Here is a 20,969-nt window from a genome sequence, read left to right as displayed (position 1 = left end):
TCGGTAGGCTCGGCCGCATGGAGCATCAGGTGTTCGTTCCGGTACCGGCAGACAGTCTCCGCGCCGTGCTGCGCGACCCCGTCCGGGTGGCCCGGTGCGTGCCGGGTCTCCAGCAGGACGCCGACACCGAGTCCGGACCGCTCTCCGGCCGGTTGAAGATCCGGGTCGGCGGGAGCACCGTGACCTACCGGGGGGCCTTGTCCGTCGCCGAGCGGGACCCCGACCACTTCGCCGTCGACGGCGAGGGCGCGGAGGTCCGCGGCAGCGGGACCGTCAAGCTCACCCTCGCGCTGCGGCTCACCCCGGAGGGGGACCGGCGGACCCGGATCGACTTCACCGGCGGGGCAACCGCCGACGGGCGCGCCGCCGCGTTCACCGCCGCGGCCACCGCCACCGCCGTACAGCGGCTGCTGGACCAGACCGCCGCCCGGCTCGCCGAGGCGACCCGGGAGGAGTCCGCCCCCGGCGGGGCCGCCGGGCCCGACGAGGTGAGCGACCCGGTGGCGGACGCCGAGGAGGCCGAAGGCGGCGAGTCCGCCGGACCGGAGGGGACCGACGGGGACGACGTCACCGAGGTCACCGCCTCCGTGTTCGACACCGACGTGCCGCCGCCCTCCCTGGACCCCTTCCTGGCCGGCGGCTTCGACGACTTCGACGACCTCGGCGACCTCCCGCGGCCCCCGGCCGAGGCCGCCCACGCCCGCCGAACCATGATCGGCCGCAGCGCCGAGGAGGTGGACCACGCGCCCCCGCGCGGCCGGTACGCCCCCGTCCCCGCGCCCGCCACCACCACGGCCGCCGACAGCCTGCGCTGGCTCGCCCCCGCCGCCGCCCTCGCCCTGGCCTCGGCGGTCGTCATCGGCCGGGCCCTGCGCCGCCGCCGCTAGGGGGTGTCTTGTCGATCACGCCCTATTACGCTCGACCGCATGAGTACGCAACTGAGCGCCGGCGGCGCCGAGCTGACCATCGACCAGGAGAACGGCTGCCGGATCAGCAGCCTGCGTGTCGACGGGACCGAGCTGCTGCGCCAGGGCCCGCACTTCGGGGCCTTCCCGATGGTCCCCTGGTGCGGACGCACCGCGAACGGGCAGTTCCGTGACGGCGGGGTCGTCCACCAGCTCCCGCTCAACCACCCCCCGCACGCCATCCACGGCTTCGGCCGCGACACCGCCTGGCGCCGGGGGCGGCTCACCGGCACCGAGGCGGCGTTCGTCTTCGACCTCGCCGACCCCTGGCCGTGGCCCGGCCGCGTCACCCAGAGCTTCGAGCTGACCCCCGACGGGCTGACGCTCGCCCTGGGCGTCGAGACGTACGGCGACTCCTTCCCGGCCCAGGCGGGCTGGCACCCCTGGTTCCGCCGCAACCTCGGCACCGGCGAGGACGTACGCCTGGACTTCGAGCCCGCGTGGCAGGAGGAGCGCGGCGACGACCACCTCCCCACCGGCCACCGCACCGACCCCAAGCCGGGCCCCTGGGACGACTGCTTCGGCATGCCGCACGGCGTGGACGTGACGCTCACCTGGCCCGGCGCGCTCGAGCTAAAGATCACCAGCCGTGAGGAATGGGTGGTCGTGTACGACGAGGAGGCCGAGGCCGTCTGCGTCGAACCGCAGTCCGGCCCGCCCAACGGGCTGAACACCCTCCCGCGCCTGGTCACCCCCGTCGACCCGCTCGAGGTCTCCACGACGTGGACGTGGCGGCGGCTCCCGTAGAGCCGAATTAAGCTCAGGGGCATGAGCGACGTCAACGAAGTCATGCCGTCAGGCACACGCGATGAGCTTCTGCAGCAGATCAAGGACAAGGCCGTCGTGCACGGCAAGGTGATCCTCTCCTCCGGCAGGGAGGCCGACTACTACATCGACCTCCGCCGGATCACCCTCGACGGCGAGGCGGCCCCCCTGGTCGGGCAGGTCATGCTCGACCTCACCGCCGACCTCGACTTCGACTGCGTCGGCGGTCTGACCCTGGGCGCCGACCCGGTCGCGACCTCGATGCTGCACGCCTCCGCCGCACGCGGTCAGCGGCTGGACGCCTTCGTGGTCCGCAAGGCGCAGAAGGCCCATGGCATGCAGCGCCGCATCGAGGGCACCGACGTCAAGGGCAAGCGCTGCCTGGTCGTCGAGGACACCTCCACCACCGGCGGGTCCCCGCTGATCGCCGTCGAGGCGGTCCGCGAGGCCGGCGGCGAGGTCGTGGCCGTCGCCACGATCGTCGACCGCGGCGCGGCCGGCGCCATCGCCGAGGCGGGTCTCCCCTACCTCACCGGCTACCGCCTCGAGGACCTCGGCCTCTCCTAGCCACGGAGGGGCGGATTCCGCTCCGGGACAACCGGGGACGGAGGTCCCCGGACGTCCCGGATCATGGCTTGACCTGCTGCTTTTCGGGTGGCCGGGATGTTTCACGTGAAACGCCCCGGCAGGTTCCGGCCGTACTTGCCGACGGCCGGGGTGGAGTGTGGGGCGGAGTCTGGAAAGATGGGTGCGACGATGACGTCGCCCCCAGGTCAGGGCCCGCAATAAGCACACTCCCCGCACATCCAAGGAGCGGACAGATGCCCATCGCAACCCCCGAGGTCTACAACGAGATGCTCGACCGGGCGAAGGCAGGCAAGTTCGCCTACCCGGCCATCAACGTGACCTCGTCCCAGACCCTGCACGCTGCGCTGCGCGGCTTCGCGGAGGCCGAGAGCGACGGCATCATCCAGATCTCCACCGGTGGTGCGGAGTTCCTGGGTGGCCAGTACAGCAAGGACATGGTCACCGGCGCCGTCGCCCTGGCCGAGTTCGCGCACATCGTCGCCGCCAAGTACGACATCACGGTCGCGCTGCACACCGACCACTGCCCCAAGGACAAGCTGGACGGCTACGTACGTCCGCTGCTCGACATCTCCGCCGAGCGCGTCGCCCAGGGCCGCAACCCGCTCTTCCAGTCGCACATGTGGGACGGCTCCGCCGAGACCCTGGCCGACAACCTGGCCATCGGCCAGGAGCTGCTCGCCAAGGCCGCCGCCGCGAAGATCATCCTCGAGGTCGAGATCACCCCGACCGGCGGCGAGGAGGACGGCGTCAGCCACGAGATCAACGACGAGCTGTACACCACCGTCGAGGACGCGATCCGCACCGCCGAGGCCCTGGGCCTGGGCGAGAAGGGCCGCTACCTGCTGGCCGCCTCCTTCGGCAACGTCCACGGCGTCTACAAGCCGGGCAACGTCGTCCTGCGCCCCGAGCTCCTCAAGGACCTCCAGGCCGGTGTCGGCGAGAAGTACGGCAAGGCCTCGCCGTTCGACTTCGTCTTCCACGGCGGCTCGGGCTCCACGGCCGAGGAGATCGCCACCGCGCTGGAGAACGGCGTCGTGAAGATGAACCTCGACACCGACACCCAGTACGCCTTCACCCGCCCCGTCGTGGACCACATGTTCACCAACTACGCGGGCGTGCTGAAGGTCGACGGCGAGGTCGGCACCAAGTCCAAGTACGACCCCCGCACCTGGGGCAAGGCCGCCGAGGCCGGCATGGCCGCGCGCGTCACCGAGGCCTGCGCCAACCTGCGCTCCACGGGCACCAAGCTGAAGTAAGCGCCCGCGCGCGCACGTTCACGCCGTTCCCGCCGAAGGGCCCGGCCCGCCGTCCCACGACGGCGGGCCGGGCCCTTCGGCGCTCGTGCCCCGCGATACCCCAGACTGGGGGCATGTCCATTCACCAGAACCTGCTCGGGGGCCCCGCCCCCACCCACCTTCCCGACGAGCCCGGCCGCGGGGCCCTGGCGTCCGGCACCCCCGCGGTCGAGGTGGCTGCCGCGCACCCCACCTCCTCCCTCGCCTGGGCGACCCTCGCCGACGAGGCCTTCGCCGCCGGCCGCGCGGTCGAGTCGTACGCGTACGCCCGTACGGGCTACCACCGCGGCCTCGACGCCCTGCGCCGCGCCGGCTGGAAGGGCCACGGCCCCGTGCCGTGGGAGCACGAGCCGAACCGCGGCTTCCTCCGCGCCTTGAACGCCCTGGCCCGCGCCGCCGAGGCGATCGGCGAGAAGGACGAGTACGAGCGCTGCTCGACCTTCCTGCGCGACTCCTCGCAGACGGCGGCGGACGCGCTGCAGGCCTGAGGCCCGAGGCGGGGACGTGACGTGCGTCACTCCCCGCTGGAGCCCCGCCCCGACCGGGTCCTATGATGCTGGGCAGGGGACCGGGGCTCCACTTGCCTCACGGAAGGAGCGGACCGCTACCCGGAAGCACGTGTCGAGGAGACAGCGATGTCGAACACCCTTGATGCCTCCGGAGCCGGTTCGGACACCCCGAACCTCGACTTCGCCGGCACGACCCCGTACGAGGACTACGTCCAGGCGGACGTCCTCACCCACCTCCAGCACCTCCGCTCGGACGACCCCGGCGAGATGGTCTTCCTGGTCACCACTCAGGTCATGGAGCTGTGGTTCACGGTCATAGTCCACGAGTGGGAAACCGCCGCGAAGGCGCTGCGCGAGGACCGCGTCCCGGTCGCGATGGACGCGCTGAAACGATCCCTCCGCGAGCTGGAGGCCCTCAACGCCTCCTGGCGCCCGCTCGCCCAGCTCACCCCGGGCCAGTTCAACGCCTACCGCGCCGCGCTCGGCGAGGGCTCGGGCTTCCAGTCGGCGATGTACCGCCGCATGGAGTTCCTGCTCGGCGAGAAGTCCGCCTCCATGCTGGTCCCGCACCGCGGCGCCCCGCGCGTCCACGCGGAGCTGGAGAAGGCCCTGCACGAGCCCAGCCTCTACGACGAGGTCCTGCGCCTGCTGGCCCGCCGCGGCCTTCCGGTGCCGGCCGAGGTCCTGACCCGCGACCTCTCGCAGCGCTACGAGCCTTCGGCCGAGGTCGAGGCCGTCTGGACCGGCCTGTACGCCGACCCGGACGAGCACCTGGACCTGCACCGCCTGGGCGAGGTCCTCACGGACGTCGCCGAACTGGTCTGGCGCTGGCGCAACGACCACCTCGTGGCCACCCGCCGCGCGATGGGCGCGAAGACGGGCACGGGCGGCTCGGCGGGCGTGACGTGGCTCGAGAAGCGCGCCGCGAAGAACGTCTTCCCGGAGCTCTGGACGGCCCGCAGCCATGTCTGACATGACCTCGATAACGGACCTCGCGGCCCGGGCCGAAGCCCTGGACGCGGCCGACGAGCTCGGCAAGCTCCGCGACCGTTTCACCCTCCCCGAGGGTGTCGTCTACCTCGACGGCAACAGCCTCGGAGCGCTCCCGGCCGGTGTCGCCGACACCACCGCCGATGTCGTCCGGCGCCAGTGGGGCGAGCTCCTGATCCGGTCCTGGGACGAGAGCGGCTGGTGGACCGCCCCCGAGCGGATCGGCGACAAGCTCGCCCCGCTCATCGGCGCGGCCCCGGGCCAGGTGGTCGTCGGCGACTCCACCAGCGTCAACCTCTTCAAGGCCCTGGTCGGCGCGGCCCGCCTCGCCGGGCCGGGCCGCACGCGGATGCTGGTCGACGCCGCCACCTTCCCCACCGACGGCTACATCGCCGCGTCGGCGGCCAGGATGACCGGCCTCGAGGTGGTCCCGGTGGACCCGTCCGCCGCCGCGCAGGCGCTCGGCGAGGACACCGCCGTGGTCCTGCTCAACCACGTCGACTACAAGTCCGGCCGGCTCCACGACCTCCCGGCCCTGACGGCGGCCGCCCGCGCCGCCGGCGCGGTCACGGTCTGGGACCTGTGCCACTCCGCAGGCGCCCTCCCCGTCGGCCTCGACGCGCACGCCGTCGACCTCGCGGTCGGCTGCACGTACAAGTACCTCAACGGCGGCCCCGGCGCCCCGGCGTACCTGTACATCGCCGACCGCCACCAGGCCGCCTTCGACTCCCCCCTCCCGGGGTGGAACGGCCACGCCGATCCCTTCGCCATGACGCCGGAGTTCACCCCGGCCGACGGCGCGCGGCGCGGCCGCGTGGGCACGCCGGACATCCTGTCCATGCTGGCCCTGGAGGCGGCGCTCGACGTCTGGGACGGCGTGTCCGTCGAAGCCGTGCGCGCCAAGTCCCTCGCGCTGACCGACTTCTTCCTGGCCTGCGTGGCGGCGTACGTCCCGCAGGGCCGGGTCGAGTCGGTCACCCCGGCCGAGCACGCGCACCGCGGCAGCCAGGTCTCGCTGCGCACCGAGAACGCCCGCGAGGTCATGCGGGAGCTCATCGCGCGCGGCGTGATCGGGGACTTCCGGGCCCCCGACGTCCTGCGCTTCGGCTTCACCCCGCTCTACGTCGGATTCGCCGATGCGGAGCGTGCGGCGCGGACACTGGGTCACATTTTCGGGTGACCCCGTAGCGAAACGTCACATCACCGGGCGGGCGGGGCTACGGCTCCGCCCGCTCCGGCACATCCCGGGCCCCGCACGGAACGGCTCGTTCCAGACTGATACGGTCCCGCTCTGCCGGACCACCGGAACATCTGTCCCCGCTGTCCCACGCGTTACCGAGAGGTTGAGCCGATGACGGACCCCGCCGCAGTGGAACGGGACGCCGCCGAGGCTGCCTCGGCCTTCTCCCATCCGGCCGTCGCGCCGGACGCGACCGCCGCGTACGGGGAACACCCCGACCAGGTCGTCGACTTCTACGCCCCGCGCGGGGCGGCCGCGCACCCGGCGCCGCTGGTCGTCGTGCTGCACGGCGGGGCGTGGCGGGCCCCGTACGACCGCCGGCACGTCACGCCCTTCGCGGACTTCCTGGCCCGGCGTGGTTTCGCGGTGGCCAACGTCGAGTACCGGCGCGGCCGTTCCCTTCCGGCGCAGGGCTCCGAGGGTCCGGTCGCCGGGCGTTGGCCGGAGACCTTCGACGACGTCGCCGCCGCGCTGGACGCCCTGCCGGGCCTGGCCGCCACCGCCCTGCCGCAGGCCGACATCCGCCGCGTGGTCCTGACCGGCCATTCCGCCGGCGGCCACCTCGCGCTGTGGGGCGCGGCCCGGCACGTTCTTCCGTACGGCTCCCCGTGGAGGCTGCCTTCCCCGCCGCTGCTGCGCGGCGTGGTGGCGCTGGCCCCGATCGCGGACTTCGCGGTGGCGGAGGAACTCGGCGTGTGCGGGGGCGCGAGCGCGCAGCTGCTGGGCGGGCCCGAGCACTTCGCCTCCCGGCTCCCCTCCGCGGACCCGGCGGCCCTGCTCCCGACGGGCATCGCGACGGCCGTGGTCCAGGGCCGCGAGGACATCGTGGTCCCGCCCGCGGTCGCGGAGTCGTACGTGGCCGCGGCGGCGAAGGCGGGGGAGATGGTGGGCCTGACCCTGCTGGACGGGGTCGGCCACTTTCCGCTCATCGACCCGGCGGCGGACGCGTGCGCGGTGGTGGCGGAGGAGATCTCGCAGCTGGCCTGGTAGAACTCGGAGCCGCCCGGTGCGGCAGCAGCGCGGATTCACGGGTGGGGCGAGGGCCTAGAACGGGACAGGCTGGGGCACATCCGGGCCAGGTTCCCCCACCCTCCCGGATACCCGGCTGGACCGTGCGCATAAGCTATGTAGGCTGCACCCCGATACATCCTGAGCACGTTCAAAAATGGGGGGATCGGTGCGCAGTCGCCGTCTCGTAGTATCCGCCGCACTTATAGCCGCCGGTGCGGGCCTCATCCCGGGAATGGCCCACGCGGCCGACCCGGGCAAGCCGGCCACCAACCGTGTGGCCGCCTCCGCCGTGGACCTGGACAAGGCCGCGGCGTCGAGCTTCAAGAAGTTCTCCAGCCCGGCCGACAAGTCGGTCCGGAAGAGCCTGCCGGGGGCCCAGAACGAGGCCGCCGCCACCGTCCAGGCCGAGGGTGCCGTCGCCGGCAACCCGGACCTGGCGATCGTCCTGAACGCCGAGAGCACGACGGCGCACGGCCTCAACCTGGCCACCGAGATCATCAGTGCACCCGCCTCGCTCAGCATCACCATCGAGTGGGGCGACGGCACCAAGGACACCACCACCGCCGGTGGGTCCACCACGCTGTACAACAGCCACACCTACGCGGAGCTCGGCCAGTACGACGTCAAGGTCACCGTGACGGACGCCGCGAACCAGGCCGAGGTCGTCAACGCGTTCCCCGTCCACACCGCGGGCTCGGACTTCACCCCGTACGGCCCGACCCGTCTGCTGGACACCCGTAGCGGCATCGGCGCCGCCAAGGCCAAGGTCCCGGCGCGCGGCAAGGCCCGTCTGAAGGTCGGCGGCAACGGCAGCATCCCGACCGGCGTCACCGCGGTCGTCCTGAACGTCACCGTCACCAACGCCACCCAGGCCGGCCACGTCACCGTCTTCGGCTCGGGCCACGAGCAGCCGATCACCTCGAACGTGAACTTCGAGGCCGGTCAGACCGTCCCGAACCTGGTCATCGTGCCGGTCGGCAAGGACGGCTACGTCGAGCTGTTCAACGGCGGCTGGGAGTCCATCGACCTGCTCGCCGACGTCACCGGCTACTTCACCCGGTCCGCGGCCAGCGGCTACACGTCGATGACGCCGGCCCGCTTCGTCGACTCCCGCGAGGGCCTCGGCACCGCCAAGGGCCAGGTCGCCGGCCAGGCGGTCTTCAGCACGCAGATCAGCGGCCTGCGCGGGGTGCCCCAGGGCATCAGCGCCGTGGCGCTGAACGTGACCGTCACGAACCCGAAGGAGACCGGTCACCTGACCGTCTTCCCGAGCGGTCAGACGGCTCCGTCCACGTCCAGCGTGAACTTCACCGCCGGCCAGACCATCGCCAACTCGGTGATCGTCCCGGTCGGCGCTGACGGGAAGATCAGCGTCCGCAACGGCGCCTGGGCCGGTGCCGACGTCATCGTGGACGTCGTCGGCTACTACAGCCAGGCGAGCAACGGCGCCTACATGCCGCTGGCGCCGGGCCGCATGCTCGACACCCGCGACCCCAGCTGGCCGTACGGGCAGCTGCCGGCCCGCGATTGGCTCCCGCTGGAGATCTCCGGCACGGAGCCCGGCATCGCCGGCTACGTGCTGAACACCACGGTGACCAACACCCAGGGCGCCGGCTTCCTCTCGGTCGCCCCGGACCCGAACTCGGTCGAGGACTACGAGAACGGCACCTGGGTCGAACCCGCGCGTCCTGGCGCCTCGACCCTCAACTGGACCGCGGGCAAGACCGTCCCGAACCTGGTCCAGGCGAGCGCCGGCACCACCGGCATCGTCGACTTCTGGAACCAGGGCTGGGAGCCCGTGGACCTTGTCGTCGACATCTTCGGCTACTACGAGACCAAGTAGCAGCCGGCTCTCACCACCGCTCCGGGCCCGGCCGTCGAGGCCGGGCCCGGAGTGCGTTTTTCCACTTACACCGACTTTGGGGGGGCCGGTGCGCAATCACCGACTTGTACTTTCCGCCGCGCTCGTCGCGGCAGGCATCGGACTGATCCCGGGCATCGCCCAGGCGGCGGGCCCGGGGCCGGTCGCTCCCGCGGCTCCCGCGGCCGCTCAGGGGGCGGCCGCGACCGGGGCCGCCCCGGACGCGGCGCGGGCGTTCAAGGGCAAGGCCTTCACCAGCCCGGCCGACCGTACGGTGGTCACGCCGGAGTCCGGTGACCGGACCGGCGGGACCGCGCGGGCGCAGGGCGCGCAGGGCGAGCAGGACGGCTCGCGCCTCTCGATCGACCTGTACGCCACGGGCACCGGCGCGCACTCGATCGATCTGCGGACCATCGTCCTCCCCTGGGACGACGCCGCGCTCGACGTCACCATCTCCTGGGGCGACGGGACCACGGACACGTTCAGCGCCACCGTCGCCGGCTTCGACACCGACCTCCGGTACACCAAGCACACGTACGCCGCGGTCGGCTCGTACGACGTCAAGGTCACGGTGAAGGACACCACGAACGGCGTCGAGGCCGCGAACGAGCTCACGTTCGTCACCGCGGGCGCCGAGTTCACCTCGCACGCGCCCACCCGGCTGCTGGACACCCGCGCGGGCCTCGGCGCCGCGCAGGCCAAGGTCGGCGGGCGGAGCTCGGTGGCGCTGAAGGTCGCAGGCGTGGCCAAGGTCCCCGCGGGGGTCCGCGCGGTGGTCCTCAACGTCACCGTCACCAACACGGCGGGACCGGGCCACATCTCGGTCGGCCAGGACAAGGACCTGGCCGAGGGCGCCGAGACGTCGAACGTGAACTACGTCGCGGGCCAGAGCGTTCCGAACCTGGTGATCGCGCCGGTCGGCGACGACGGGTACGTGCACCTGTTCAACGGCGGCTGGGAGTCGGTCGACCTGCTCGCGGACGTCACCGGCTCCTTCACGACGGCGCCCGCCGCCGGCTACGGCGCGCTGACCCCGACCCGCGCCGTCGACACCCGCGAGGGCGTCGGTGCGGCGAAGGGCCAGGTCGCCGGCTACGGCACCTTCGGCGTCGAGATCGCCGGGCGCGGGGGCGTCCCGGCGGGCGCCACCGCCGTGGCGCTCAACCTGACCGCCACCAACCCGCGGGCGGACGGCCACCTGACCGCCTACCCCAGCGGGCAGGCGGCTCCGGCCACCTCGAACGTGAACTTCACCGCCGGCCAGACCGTCGCCAACTCGGTGATCGTGCCGATCGGTCCCGACGGGAAGATCACCGTTCGCAACGGCAGCTGGAAGCCGGCCGACGTGGTGGTCGACGTCGTCGGCTACTACACCCCCGACAGCCGGTCCGCCTTCGTGACCGCCTGGGTGCCCATGCGGCTGCTGGACACGCGCAAGGACCGCAGCTGGGGCCTCAGGAAGGCCGCCCCGGTGCCGGCCCGTGCGTACGAGCCCATGCGGCTCGAGGGCGACAGGACGACCCCCGAGGTCGACGGCTGGGCGCTCAACACCACGGTCACCAACACCACCGGGGCGGGTTTCCTGTCGGTCGCCCCCGATCCGAACTTCTGGTCCGACTACCAGAACGGCACCCCGGTCACGCCGCAGCGGCCCCTCTCCTCGTCCCTGAACTGGACGGCGGGCGCGACCGTCCCGAACCTGGTCCAGACGCCCGGGGGCAAGGGGGGCATGGTCGACTTCTGGAACCAGGGCTGGGAGAACATCGACCTGCTCGTCGACCTGACCGGCTACTACCAGACGATCCGGTAAGAGCCGGCTGGTCAGCGGAAGGGGCGGTGCACCGTACGGCGCACCGCCCCTTCCGCGTCCCGGCGGCTCAGTCCCACTGCTCGTCGGCCAGCGAGCCGACCGGCTGCGGCTTGCCGATGACGGCCAGGGCGATGAAGAAGTTGATCTGGCCGATCGCGATGGTGAGGGTGGCCAGCGCCTTCTCGTCGTAGTGCTTCGCCACCTCGGCGTACAGCTCGTCGGAGACCCGCTCCCGGCCGTGCGGGGCGGGCTGGAGGGTGGCCTCCACCAGGGCGAGGGCGGCGCGCTCCGCCTCGGTGAAGTAGGGGGCGTCCTGCCAGGAGGAGACGGCGGTGATGCGCTCCTCGGTCTCCCCGGCCTTGCGCAGGAACGACGTGTTCAGGATGGTCAGGTAGGTGTTCCCGACGATCTGCCCGGCGCGCAGGTGGACGAGGCTGATCGTCTTGCGCGGCACCGAGCGGTTGCCCGTCGCCCGGAAGAGCGCGGCGCTGATGTCGCTCACCTCGGGGACGAACTCGCCCGGGTCGGGCATCCGCGAGATGTGGGTGGTGGCCGGGGCGGTGGTGTCCGTCATGGCTGCTGCTCTCCTTCGGTTCCGGTGTCTGCACAGCACTGACGGACGGGCGCGCACGAGTGTGACCGGCTGCGGGAAATTTCTTTTCCGGTACGCCGAAGGGGCGGGACGCACGCGTCCCGCCCCTTCGGCGTACTTCCTACAGGAACGAGTTGATCTCGATGGTCTCGGTGCGGCCGGGGCCGACGCCGATCGCCGAGATCGGGGCGCCCGACATCTCCTCGAGGGCCTTGACGTACGCCTGCGCGTTCGCCGGGAGGTCCTCGAAGGTCTTCGCCTTGGTGATGTCCTCGGACCAGCCGGGGAGGTATTCGTAGATCGGCTTCGCGTGGTGGAAGTCCGACTGCGAGTACGGGAGCTCCTCGACGCGCTTGCCGTCGATCTCGTACGCGACGCACACCGGGATCTGCTCCCAGCCGGTCAGCACGTCCAGCTTGGTGAGGAAGAAGTCCGTCAGGCCGTTCACGCGGGTGGCGTAGCGCGCGATCGGCGCGTCGAACCAGCCGCAGCGGCGGTCGCGGCCGGTGGTCACGCCGCGCTCGCCGCCGATGCGGCGCAGGTCCTCGCCGTCCTGGTCGAACAGCTCGGTCGGGAACGGGCCGGCGCCGACGCGGGTCGTGTAGGCCTTCAGGATGCCGATGACGCGGCTGATCTTCGTCGGGCCGACACCGGTACCGGTGCAGGCGCCGCCCGCGGTCGGGTTCGAGGAGGTGACGAAGGGGTACGTGCCGTGGTCGACGTCGAGCAGGGTGCCCTGGCCGCCCTCGAAGAGCACGACCTTGTCCTCGTCCAGCGCGTTGTTCAGGATCAGGGTGGTGTCGGCGACGTAGCCCTTGATCTGGTCCGCGTACTGGAGCATCTCCTCCACGATCGCGGCGGCGTCGATCGCGCGGCGGTTGTACAGCTTCGCGAGGAGCTGGTTCTTGCCCTCCAGCGCCGCTTCGACCTTCTGGGTGAGGATCGACTCGTCGTAGAGGTCCTGGACGCGGATGCCGATGCGGTTGATCTTGTCCGCGTACGTCGGACCGATGCCGCGGCCGGTCGTACCGATCTTGCGCTTGCCGAGGAAGCGCTCGCCGACCTTGTCGAGGGTGACGTTGTACGGCGTGATCAGGTGCGCGTTGCCGCTGATGAGCAGCTTGGAGGTGTCGATGCCGCGCTCGTTCAGGCCGCGCAGCTCGGAGAGCAGGACGGCCGGGTCGACGACGACGCCGTTACCGATGACCGGGGTGCATCCGGGGGAGAGGATGCCGGAAGGGAGAAGGTGCAGCGCGTACTTCTGGTCGCCTACGACGACCGTGTGGCCGGCGTTGTTGCCACCCTGGTAGCGCACTACATAGTCAACGGATCCACCGAGCAGGTCGGTGGCCTTTCCCTTGCCCTCGTCACCCCACTGAGCTCCGAGCAGCACAAGAGCGGGCACAGGCGTACACCTCTTCCGGATGGGGCATGTCCAAGGTCAGGGGGCGTACGACGATGTACACCGCAGGCTGAGCCGTCGGACCGGTACCCCGGAATAGACGAAGGCCCTGGCGCAATAGCGCAAGGGCCTCTTGCACAAAGATGCTACCCGAGGAAGGACCGAGGTGTCGGCTCCAGAGCCCACCATGAGCCACGCGGGCGCGCCGGTAGGCGGCCTTCTCGTGCTCGTCGACCCGGTCGCCCGCCGTCTTGACGGCGAGTCCGTGCGGATCGCGAAAGATGTGTTGTCAGCTGGCGCGGCGGCGAAAATCTGCCTCCCGGATTCGCAGGAGGAGTTTGCGCGGGCGCTGGCCCGCCGGGGTCATCGGCGGCCGGTGATCGTGGGCGACGACCGGGCTCTGGTGCGAGCCGTGGGGCTGCTGCACCGGGAGCGGGGGCTGGCCGAGGGTGCTCTTTCGCTGGTGCCGGTGGGGCCCGCGGGGTCGCTGGGGCTGGCCGGGGCGCTGGGCGTGCCGCTGTCGGCCGTCGCGGCGGCGCGGGCGGTGCTGGAGGGGTCGGTACGGATGTGCGACCTGCTGGTGGACGACAGCGACGGGGTGGTCCTGCGGTCGCTGCGCATCCCGCCGCTGCGGGCGGCGGGGGCCGGGCCCCCGGCGCGGCCCTCGGTGTGGAGCGCGTACCGCTCGCTGGTGCGGACGCTGGTCGGCCCGGTGGTCGGGGCGGGTGGCGCGGCCCGGCTGCGGCTGCGGGTGGAGGCGGACGGGGTGGTGCTGGCGGACGCGGACCGGCCGGTGGAGGAGGTCGCGGTGACCACCGGGGAGGACGGGGGCCTCGCGGAGGTCGTCGTCCGTACGGGTGGCGGCGGCGCGGGTTCGACGGTGTCGGCGCGCGCGAAGACGGTCTCGGTGTCGGGCACGGACTTCCGCTACCGGGCCGACGCGACGATGACCGGGCCGGTACGGCGCCGCACGTGGACCCTGCACCCTTCGGCGTGGGCGCTCACCGTGCCCCGGTGACGGCCCCGGTGACGGCCCCGGTGACGGCCCCCGTGACGGAGGCGATGCGCGACGCGCTCGCCGACTGGCGGCGGGACGGGCTGCTGCTGTGCCTGATGCCGGTGTTCTGCTGGCCTGCGCTGGTCGCGGCGGTGCTGACCCGGCCGGTGGCGCTGGTGGTGCTGCTGAGCCCGGTGGTGCTCGGGGTACGGGAGCTTCTCGCCGCCCGGTGGGCCGGCCGGGCCCTGCGGGACCCGGCCGCGCGCTGGACCTCGTACGAGGCCGTGGTGGTGCGGCCGGGGTGGCTGCCGCCGGTGCTGCTCGTGGACGGGCTGGACGGGCGGGTCGGGCTGGACGGGCTGGACGGGCGGCGGGACGCGCTGACCTTGGGGCTGCTGGGCCGGCGGGTGCTGCCTCCAGGCGCTGGGGGCGGCGCCGTACGGCTCCTGCTGGCCGGGGATCCCCCGGTCGGGGGCGTGGTGTGGGTCCCGGCGGCCCGCCGGCTGGGCCGGGCCCGCCCGGCCCGGCCTCAGCCCAGGTCCAGGGTCTCCCGGTAGGCCCGCCAGCGGTCGAGCAGGCCGAGCAGCTCGCCCTGCATGAACTCGAAGAACGCCGCCGTCTCGGCGACCCGCGCCCCGGCCGGGGTGTCGGCGCCCAGGCCGGCCGCGCCCTCGCGCAGGGTCTTCTCCCACAGGGTCAGGACCTGGTCCCGGCGCGTGAAGGTCTCGTACCAGAGCTCGTTGTGCAGGACGTACCGGTCCCGCCGGGAGCCCGGTTCGCGCTCGCGGCTGACCATGTTGACCTGCGCCAGGTACGCCACGGCCCCCGACACCGCCGCCGGGCTGATCCGGAGCGCTTCGCCGAGCTCCGCCGAGGTCATCGCGGCCTCGTCGCTCGCCAGCAGCTGCGCGAAGACCCGCGCGGCCATCCGGGGCATCCCCGCCTCGGTCAGCTGCGCGGCGAACCGCTCCACGAAGCGGGAGACCGCTTCCGCGTCCCGTACCGCCATCTCGTCTGCCATCTCATCCGCCACCTTCCCAACTTTATGCGATTTCTTAGCTTCACAAATTTGTGAAAGAAGCGTACGTTCTGAAACATGACGAAGGCAATCAGCGTCGCCGGGCTCCACAAGGCGTTCGGCCGCACCCACGCACTGGACGGACTCGACCTCTCCGTCGCCACCGGCGAGGTCCACGGCTTCCTCGGCCCCAACGGCGCCGGGAAGTCCACCACCATCCGGGTCCTGCTGGGCTTGCTGCGCGCCGACTCCGGCGCCGCCGAACTCCTCGGCGGCGACCCGTGGGCCGACGCCGTGGCCCTGCACCGTCGCATCGCCTACGTGCCCGGCGACGTCACCTTGTGGCGCAACCTCTCCGGCGGCGAGGTCATCGACCTCTACGGGCGGCTGCGCGGGGGCCTCGACCGGGCCCGCCGCGCCGAGCTGATCGAGCGGTTCGAGCTGGACCCGACCAAGAAGGGCCGTACGTACTCCAAGGGCAACCGGCAGAAGGTCGCCCTGGTCGCCGCCTTCTCCTCCGACGCCGAGCTGCTCATCCTCGACGAACCCACCTCCGGCCTCGACCCGCTGATGGAGGAGGTCTTCCGGTCCTGCGTCGCCGAGGCCCGCGCCGCCGGGCGCACCGTGCTGCTCAGCTCGCACATCCTCAGCGAGGTCGAGGCCCTCTGCGACCGGGTCAGCATCATCCGCAAGGGCCGCACCGTCGAGACGGGCACCCTCGCCGGCCTGCGCCACCTGACCCGTACGTCGATCAGCGCCGAGCTCGCCGGTCCGCCCAATGGCCTCACCCACCTGCCGGGCGTGTACGACGTGCGGGTGCAGGGCCTGCGGGTCAGCCTCCAGGCCGACACCGACAAGCTGGACGCGGTACTGCGCGCCCTCACCGCCTCGGGCGTGCGGTCGCTGACCTCGACCCCGCCCACCCTCGAGGAACTGTTCCTGCGCCACTACGAGGACGAGGACGAGGGTGCGGGTGCGAGTGCGGGTATGGGTGCGGGCGCGGAAGGTGCGTCGCGATGAAGAACCAACTCGCCGGGACGGGCGCCCTGCTGCGGCTGGCCCTGCGCCGCGACCGCGTGATGATGCCGGTCTGGATCACGGTCGTGTCGCTGCTTGTGCTGAGCATGCCCGCCGCCCTCGAATCCGTGTACGCGACGCCCGCCGAACGGGCCCGGCTGGTCGTCACGATGGGTGCCAACGGCTCCCTGCGCGCCCTGTACGGCCCGCTGTTCGGCGACTCGGTCGGCGCCCTGACCGCTTGGCGCAGCGGGGTCTTCGCCGGGCTGCTCGCCGGGGTCATGAGCCTGGTCATCGTGGTCCGGCACACCCGTGAGGAGGAGGAGACGGGCCGTCAGGAACTGCTCTCCGCCGCCATGGTGGGGCGCCGGGCCCCGATGACGGCCGCGCTGCTCACCGCCCTCGTCGCGAACGGGCTCGTCGCGCTCGTCGTGACCGCCGGCCTCGCCGGGCGGGGTACCGGCGGCGCATCGGCCCTCGGGCTCGCCCTCGGCGCGACGGGGATGGTCTTCGCGGGACTGGCGGCCATGGCGGCCCAGCTCACCGAGAGCGCGCGGCTCGCGAAGGGGCTCACCGGGGCGATGCTCGGCGCGGCCTTCGTCCTGCGCGCCGCGGGCGACGCGGGCTCGCAGACCGGCTCGTCGGTGCTGACGTGGATCTCGCCGCTGGGGTGGCTGGAGCACGTACGGGCCTTCGCCGCCGAACGCTGGTGGGTGTTCGCCGTGTTCGCCGCGGCCGTGAGCGCGCAGGTGGCGGCGGCGTACCTGCTGGCCGGGCGCCGCGACGTGGGCATGAGCTTCCTGCCCGCCCGCCCCGGCCCCGCGGAGGGCCGGATCGGCTCGGCCGGCGCGCTGGCCTGGCGGCTGCAGCGCGGCAGCCTGATCGGCTGGAGCCTGGGCTTCCTCGCCGCCGGTGTGGTCTTCGGCGGGATGACGGACGGTGCCGCCGAGCTGGTCGGCGACAACGAGAAGACCCGGGAGATCATCGAGCGGATGGGTGGTCAGAGCGGGATCGCCGACGCCTTCCTCGCCACGATGGCGGGGATGCTCGGCCTGGTCGCCGCCCTGTACATCGTCTCGGCGGTGCTGCGGCTGAGCGGCGAGGAGTCGGGGCAGCGCGCCGAACCGCTGCTCGCGAACGCGGTCGGCCGGCTGCGCTGGGCCGGCGGCCACCTGGCCGTGGCCTTCGGCGGCTCGGCGCTGATCCTGCTGCTCGGGGGGCTCGGGCTGGGCGTCGGGCACGGCCAGTCAGCCGAGGGCGTCGTCGAGGCGGTCGGCGCCGCGCTCGCGCAGCTCCCGGCGGTCTGGGTGATCGGCGCCGTCGCCGCCCTGCTGTACGGGGCGCTCCCCACGTACGCGGTGGCTGCCTGGGCGGTGGCCGGGGCAGCGCTGGCCCTCGGCTGGATCGGCCCCGCACTGGAACTCCCCGGGGCCGTCATGAACCTTTCGCCCTTCGCCCACCTGCCGAAGCTGCCGGGCGCCGAGGCCCTGGCCTGGGCCCCGCTGCTGACCCTGACGGCGCTGGCGGCGGCCCTGACGGGCGCCGGCCTCGCGGCCCTGCGCCGCCGCGACATGGCGGCCTAGGCCTCGGCGGCTAGAACGCCACGAGCAAGCGCTCCAGTCCCCGGATGACGTACCCGTCCCGCCACTGCGGCTCCTCGACGAGCCGCAGGGGCGGGACTCCGTCTGCCAGCAGCGCCCCGAAGGAGGCCTCCAGCTCCCGGCGCGCCAGCGGCGCCCCCAGGCAGTAGTGGATCCCGGCCCCGAAGGACAGATGCGGATTGTCGGCCCGTACGAGGTCCAGCGCGTCGGGATCGGCGAACCGCGCGAGATCCCGGTTCGCGGACCCGAAGAGCAGCGCGACCTCGGCCCCGCGGGGGATCTCGGTGTCCCCGATCCGGATGTCGTCGAGGACCCAGCGCTCGAACATCTGGAGGGGAGTGTCGTAGCGCATGAGTTCATCCACAGCTGTGGACAACTTTTCGGGATTCGGATCGGCGCGCAGCGCGGCGAGCTGACCGGGATGGCGGAACAGGGCCCACCAGCCGTTGACCGTGGTGTTGACGGTGGCCTCGTGCCCGGCGTTCAACAGGAGCACGCACGTGGAGATCATCTCCTGCTCGCTGAGCCTCCCCTCCTCGTCGTGAGCGGCGATCAGACCGGAGATCAGGTCCTCCCCGGGGCGTGCGCGCCGCTCGGCGATCAGTCCGCGCAGGTACGCACTGAACTCGACGCTCGCCCGCACCGCGCGCCGGGCCGTCTCCTCGTCGGGCCGGAGCTCGAACATCCCGCAGATGTCCGCCGACCAGGGCCGCAGCAGCCCCCGGTCCGCCTCGGGCACGCCCAGCAGCTCCGCGATCACCGCCACGGGCAGCGGCTCGGCGACCACGGTGAGCAGATCCCCGCCCCCGTCCGCGAGCAGCTGCCCCACCAGCTCGCCGGCCATCCGCCGTACGGCGGGCACCAGCCGCTCCACCGTACGCGGGGTGAAGGCCTTCGCGACCAGCCTGCGCACCCGCGCGTGCGCGGGGTCCTCCAGGTCCAACAGACCGTTGCCGTTGAGCACGTGAAAGGGCTCGTGCTCCGCGGGCGGCGCTTCGCGCCCGAACTCCTCGTGCGAGAACCGGTGCAGGTAGGTCCTCCCCAACCGCCGGTCCCGCAGCAGCGCACTCACATCGGCGTAGTGCGGCACCAGCCACTGCCCGGTGGGCTCGCACCACACCGCCCGCCCCTGCTCCCGCAGCTCCCGGTACGCCGGATACGGATCGGCGACGAATGCGGCATCCCACGGATCAAAGCCCATCCCCGCACCCTACGACGGAGTCACCAGCCGGGTCTCATAGGCGAAGACCGCCGCCTGGGTGCGGTCCCGCAGGCCCAGCTTCACCAGGATCCGGCTCACGTGGGTCTTGATCGTGGACTCGGCGACGATCAGCCGGCCGGCTATCTCCCCGTTGGACAGACCCTGTGCGATGAGCACCAGCACCTCCTTCTCCCGCTCCGTCAACTCGCCCAGCCCCGCCGGATCCGCGACCCGCGGCGCCTCGGCGAGCTTCGAGAACTCCGCGATCAGCCGCTTGGTCACCGACGGAGCCAGCAGCGCCTCCCCCGCCGCCACCACCCGTACCCCGTCGGCCAGCTGACGGGCCGACGCGTCCTTGAGCAGGAACCCGGAGGCCCCGGCCCGCAGCGCCTGGTACACGTACTCGTCGAGGTCGAAGGTCGTCAGGACCAGCACCTTCGCGTCCGTGTCGGCCGCCACGATCTCCCGCGTCGCCTCCAGCCCGTTCATCTGCGGCATCCGGATGTCCATCAGCACCACATCCGGCCGCAGCGCCGCCACCTGCGCGATGGCCTCACGGCCGTCGACGGCCTCACCGACGACCTCGATGCCCTCCATGGCGTTCAGCAGGACGGAGAACCCCTCGCGGACCATCATCTGGTCGTCGACGATCAGCACCCTGATCGTCATGCCGCCCCCGCCTCTTTCCCCGTGTCCTTCTGAGACTCGGCGGCCGGCTCCGCGCGGTGGCGCACCGGTATGAACACCGCCACCTCGTACCCGCCTTCCGCGGTGTCGCCGGCCGTCATCTCCCCCTCCAGCATGGCCACCCGCTCCCGCATCCCGGTGATCCCGTGCCCGGCCCCCGGCGAGGGCCGTACGTCCCCGGTCGCCGCCCCGTTGACGACGCGTATCCCCAGGCCGCCCAGCACGTACGAGACCTCCACCGAGGCCGTCGCCCCCGGCGCGTGCCGCAGGGTGTTGCTCAGGGCCTCCTGGATGATCCGGTACGCCGACAGCTCCACCCCCTGCGGCAGTTCCCGCATCGCACCCGTGACCGTCTTCTGCACACTCAGCCCCGCCTCCCGCACATTGGCGAGCAGCCCGTCGAGCGAGGCCAGCGTCGGCTGCGGGGCGTCCGGAGCCTCGTAGTCCGCGGAGCGCACCACGCCCAGCACCCGACGCAGCTCCGTCAGCGCCGCCACCGCGTTCTCCCGGATGGTGGCGAACGCCGCCTCCAGCTCCGGCGGCGGGTTCTTCACCCGGTACGGCGCGGCCTCCGCCTGGATCGCCACCACCGACATGTGGTGGGCCACCACGTCGTGCAGTTCCCGCGCGATCGTGGTCCGCTCCTCCAGCAGCGTCCGCTTGTCCCGCTCGACGGCCGTGACCTCCTGCTGCGCGCTCACCTCCGCCTTGGCGGAGCGGCGTATTTGGACGCTGCTCGCGATCGCCAGCGCGAAGGCCGAGGTCACCGCCATCTGCGGCAGTCCGGTCCCGTACCCGTTGCCGAGCAGCACGGTTATCGCGAAGCCGAGCGCGAGGGTGAGCGTCCACATCCAGGCCGCGACCCGGGGGCCGGTCCGCAGGGTGACGAGGACCATGACCAGGAGGTGGGAGAGGAAGCTGCCCGGGCTCCAGGGCCAGTCCGCGCCACCGCCGACCACGGCGAGCACCAGTGTCATCGCCACGGCCGCCCACCACGCGCCGATCGGCCGCACCAGCGTCATGGCCACCGGGATCGTGGCCATGACCCCCGTGGCGAAGCTGCCGGTTTCGCCGAGATAGCCCGACTGCGTGGTGCTCGTGAACACCAGGACGAAGAACGCCAGCGCCCCCACCGCCGCGTACTGCCTCCACGGCGCGTACTGGCGTATCGCCCCGGGAAGCCGCCGCACGAAGCGCCCGGATGTCTCCGCCAGGGGCAGGGGCCGGTAGGCGAAGGCGTCGGTGAAGAGGTCCTGGCGCAGGGTCTCGATCAACCCCGATGCCATTCTGATCTCAGGCGTCCGGGCTGTCCCCCCGGTGGTCGTCTCGGTCATGCGCACAACCGTAGGTCCGTACCTCCCTGGTCCGCGTCGCCACCTGAGGGGATTTCCCCGGGTCCCCCTCAGGTACTACACGGGTG

Annotated in this window: 20 protein-coding genes; 14 read left to right on the top strand and 6 right to left on the bottom strand. The window is 72.4% G+C overall.

From position 1 onward, the window contains the following. Positions 1-17 precede the first annotated feature (17 nt). From ACIPUC_RS18630 to ACIPUC_RS18585, 10 genes are all read left to right on the top strand, one after another. Positions 18-887 (top strand): SRPBCC domain-containing protein, encoded by an 870-nt coding sequence (locus tag ACIPUC_RS18630; RefSeq protein ID WP_446590639.1) that lies wholly within the window; start codon positions 18-20, stop codon positions 885-887. 39 nt (positions 888-926) lie between these two features. Continuing rightward, positions 927-1,712, top strand: a complete 786-nt coding sequence (locus ACIPUC_RS18625) for an aldose epimerase family protein (protein WP_446590637.1) — start codon at positions 927-929, stop codon at positions 1,710-1,712. Between the two features lie 21 nt (positions 1,713-1,733). After that, positions 1,734-2,297 carry an orotate phosphoribosyltransferase gene (gene pyrE / locus ACIPUC_RS18620; protein WP_446590636.1) on the top strand — a complete coding sequence of 188 codons (564 nt, stop codon included), beginning with the start codon at positions 1,734-1,736 and terminating at the stop codon, positions 2,295-2,297. 254 nt (positions 2,298-2,551) lie between these two features. After that, entirely contained in the window at positions 2,552-3,574 is a 1,023-nt protein-coding gene (gene fbaA, locus ACIPUC_RS18615; protein WP_446590634.1) for a class II fructose-bisphosphate aldolase, read from the top strand. Between the two features lie 113 nt (positions 3,575-3,687). Further along, a complete protein-coding gene (locus ACIPUC_RS18610; protein WP_446590633.1) occupies positions 3,688-4,101 on the top strand; it encodes a DUF3151 domain-containing protein in 414 nt (137 codons plus the stop codon). Between the two features lie 147 nt (positions 4,102-4,248). After that, positions 4,249-5,094: a tryptophan 2,3-dioxygenase family protein gene (locus tag ACIPUC_RS18605; RefSeq protein ID WP_446590632.1), complete on the top strand. Its 846-nt coding sequence runs from the start codon at positions 4,249-4,251 to the stop codon at positions 5,092-5,094. 10 nt (positions 5,095-5,104) lie between these two features. Continuing rightward, a complete protein-coding gene (gene kynU, locus ACIPUC_RS18600) occupies positions 5,105-6,292 on the top strand; it encodes a kynureninase (protein WP_446591157.1) in 1,188 nt (395 codons plus the stop codon). 171 nt (positions 6,293-6,463) lie between these two features. Continuing rightward, entirely contained in the window at positions 6,464-7,342 is an 879-nt protein-coding gene (locus ACIPUC_RS18595; RefSeq protein WP_446590631.1) for an alpha/beta hydrolase family protein, read from the top strand. A gap of 253 nt (positions 7,343-7,595) precedes the next feature. After that, complete coding sequence (locus ACIPUC_RS18590; protein ID WP_446590630.1) at positions 7,596-9,206, top strand: hypothetical protein; 1,611 nt, start codon at positions 7,596-7,598, stop codon at positions 9,204-9,206. 88 nt (positions 9,207-9,294) lie between these two features. Further along, positions 9,295-11,034 carry a PKD domain-containing protein gene (locus ACIPUC_RS18585; RefSeq protein ID WP_446590628.1) on the top strand — a complete coding sequence of 580 codons (1,740 nt, stop codon included), beginning with the start codon at positions 9,295-9,297 and terminating at the stop codon, positions 11,032-11,034. A gap of 67 nt (positions 11,035-11,101) precedes the next feature. Here ACIPUC_RS18585 and ACIPUC_RS18580 read toward each other — a convergent pair whose 3' ends face one another. Both ACIPUC_RS18580 and ACIPUC_RS18575 read right to left on the bottom strand, forming a co-directional pair. Further along, a complete protein-coding gene (locus ACIPUC_RS18580; protein ID WP_446590627.1) occupies positions 11,102-11,608 on the bottom strand; it encodes a carboxymuconolactone decarboxylase family protein in 507 nt (168 codons plus the stop codon). 139 nt (positions 11,609-11,747) lie between these two features. After that, a complete protein-coding gene (locus ACIPUC_RS18575) occupies positions 11,748-13,031 on the bottom strand; it encodes an adenylosuccinate synthase (protein WP_215014325.1) in 1,284 nt (427 codons plus the stop codon). Positions 13,032-13,215: 184 nt separating this feature from the next. On the opposite strand from ACIPUC_RS18575, the gene ACIPUC_RS18570 reads away from it, so the two are divergent. Next, positions 13,216-14,046 (top strand): diacylglycerol kinase, encoded by an 831-nt coding sequence (locus ACIPUC_RS18570; RefSeq protein WP_446591156.1) that lies wholly within the window; start codon positions 13,216-13,218, stop codon positions 14,044-14,046. After that, entirely contained in the window at positions 14,043-14,582 is a 540-nt protein-coding gene (locus ACIPUC_RS18565) for a hypothetical protein (RefSeq protein WP_446590626.1), read from the top strand. The genes ACIPUC_RS18570 and ACIPUC_RS18565 overlap by 4 nt, the downstream gene beginning before the upstream one ends. Here ACIPUC_RS18565 and ACIPUC_RS18560 read toward each other — a convergent pair. Then, positions 14,555-15,046 carry a GbsR/MarR family transcriptional regulator gene (locus ACIPUC_RS18560; protein WP_446590625.1) on the bottom strand — a complete coding sequence of 164 codons (492 nt, stop codon included), beginning with the start codon at positions 15,044-15,046 and terminating at the stop codon, positions 14,555-14,557. The genes ACIPUC_RS18565 and ACIPUC_RS18560 overlap by 28 nt on opposite strands. Positions 15,047-15,121: 75 nt before the next feature. Between ACIPUC_RS18560 and ACIPUC_RS18555 the strand changes: the two genes are divergently transcribed. Then, the gene (locus tag ACIPUC_RS18555; protein ID WP_446590623.1) at positions 15,122-16,063 is read left to right on the top strand and encodes an ABC transporter ATP-binding protein; all 942 of its coding nucleotides are present in this window, start codon (positions 15,122-15,124) and stop codon (positions 16,061-16,063) included. Then, on the top strand, positions 16,060-17,643 hold the full coding sequence (locus tag ACIPUC_RS18550; RefSeq protein ID WP_446590621.1) for an ABC transporter permease: 1,584 nt from the start codon (positions 16,060-16,062) through the stop codon (positions 17,641-17,643). Before ACIPUC_RS18555 ends, ACIPUC_RS18550 begins: the two co-directional genes overlap by 4 nt. Positions 17,644-17,653: 10 nt before the next feature. Here ACIPUC_RS18550 and ACIPUC_RS18545 read toward each other — a convergent pair whose 3' ends face one another. From ACIPUC_RS18545 to ACIPUC_RS18535, 3 genes are read right to left on the bottom strand one after another with little or no spacing between them, the layout of a single operon-like run. Next, a complete protein-coding gene (locus ACIPUC_RS18545; protein WP_446590620.1) occupies positions 17,654-18,862 on the bottom strand; it encodes a cytochrome P450 in 1,209 nt (402 codons plus the stop codon). A gap of 9 nt (positions 18,863-18,871) precedes the next feature. Then, complete coding sequence (locus ACIPUC_RS18540) at positions 18,872-19,531, bottom strand: response regulator (RefSeq protein WP_446590618.1); 660 nt, start codon at positions 19,529-19,531, stop codon at positions 18,872-18,874. Then, positions 19,528-20,883, bottom strand: a complete 1,356-nt coding sequence (locus tag ACIPUC_RS18535) for a sensor histidine kinase (RefSeq protein WP_446590616.1) — start codon at positions 20,881-20,883, stop codon at positions 19,528-19,530. Before ACIPUC_RS18535 ends, ACIPUC_RS18540 begins: the two co-directional genes overlap by 4 nt. Between the last annotated feature and the right edge of the window lie 86 nt (positions 20,884-20,969).

The organism is Streptomyces sp. LARHCF249 (assembly GCF_052871255.1).
The sequence above is the reverse complement of the archived record's forward strand: the minus strand, read 5'-3'. Positions and strand labels throughout refer to the sequence as shown.

Coding starts and splice junctions, on each gene's coding strand:
- ACIPUC_RS18630 (WP_446590639.1), top strand. CDS start 18: ATGGAGCATCAGGTGTTCGTTCCGGTACCGGCAGACAGTCTCCGCGCC.
- ACIPUC_RS18625 (WP_446590637.1), top strand. CDS start 927: ATGAGTACGCAACTGAGCGCCGGCGGCGCCGAGCTGACCATCGACCAG.
- pyrE (WP_446590636.1), top strand. CDS start 1,734: ATGAGCGACGTCAACGAAGTCATGCCGTCAGGCACACGCGATGAGCTT.
- fbaA (WP_446590634.1), top strand. CDS start 2,552: ATGCCCATCGCAACCCCCGAGGTCTACAACGAGATGCTCGACCGGGCG.
- ACIPUC_RS18610 (WP_446590633.1), top strand. CDS start 3,688: ATGTCCATTCACCAGAACCTGCTCGGGGGCCCCGCCCCCACCCACCTT.
- ACIPUC_RS18605 (WP_446590632.1), top strand. CDS start 4,249: ATGTCGAACACCCTTGATGCCTCCGGAGCCGGTTCGGACACCCCGAAC.
- ACIPUC_RS18595 (WP_446590631.1), top strand. CDS start 6,464: ATGACGGACCCCGCCGCAGTGGAACGGGACGCCGCCGAGGCTGCCTCG.
- ACIPUC_RS18590 (WP_446590630.1), top strand. CDS start 7,596: ATGGCCCACGCGGCCGACCCGGGCAAGCCGGCCACCAACCGTGTGGCC.
- ACIPUC_RS18580 (WP_446590627.1), bottom strand. CDS start 11,608: ATGACGGACACCACCGCCCCGGCCACCACCCACATCTCGCGGATGCCC.
- ACIPUC_RS18570 (WP_446591156.1), top strand. CDS start 13,216: ATGAGCCACGCGGGCGCGCCGGTAGGCGGCCTTCTCGTGCTCGTCGAC.
- ACIPUC_RS18560 (WP_446590625.1), bottom strand. CDS start 15,046: ATGGCAGACGAGATGGCGGTACGGGACGCGGAAGCGGTCTCCCGCTTC.
- ACIPUC_RS18555 (WP_446590623.1), top strand. CDS start 15,122: ATGACGAAGGCAATCAGCGTCGCCGGGCTCCACAAGGCGTTCGGCCGC.
- ACIPUC_RS18550 (WP_446590621.1), top strand. CDS start 16,060: ATGAAGAACCAACTCGCCGGGACGGGCGCCCTGCTGCGGCTGGCCCTG.
- ACIPUC_RS18545 (WP_446590620.1), bottom strand. CDS start 18,862: ATGGGCTTTGATCCGTGGGATGCCGCATTCGTCGCCGATCCGTATCCG.
- ACIPUC_RS18540 (WP_446590618.1), bottom strand. CDS start 19,531: ATGACGATCAGGGTGCTGATCGTCGACGACCAGATGATGGTCCGCGAG.
- ACIPUC_RS18535 (WP_446590616.1), bottom strand. CDS start 20,883: ATGACCGAGACGACCACCGGGGGGACAGCCCGGACGCCTGAGATCAGA.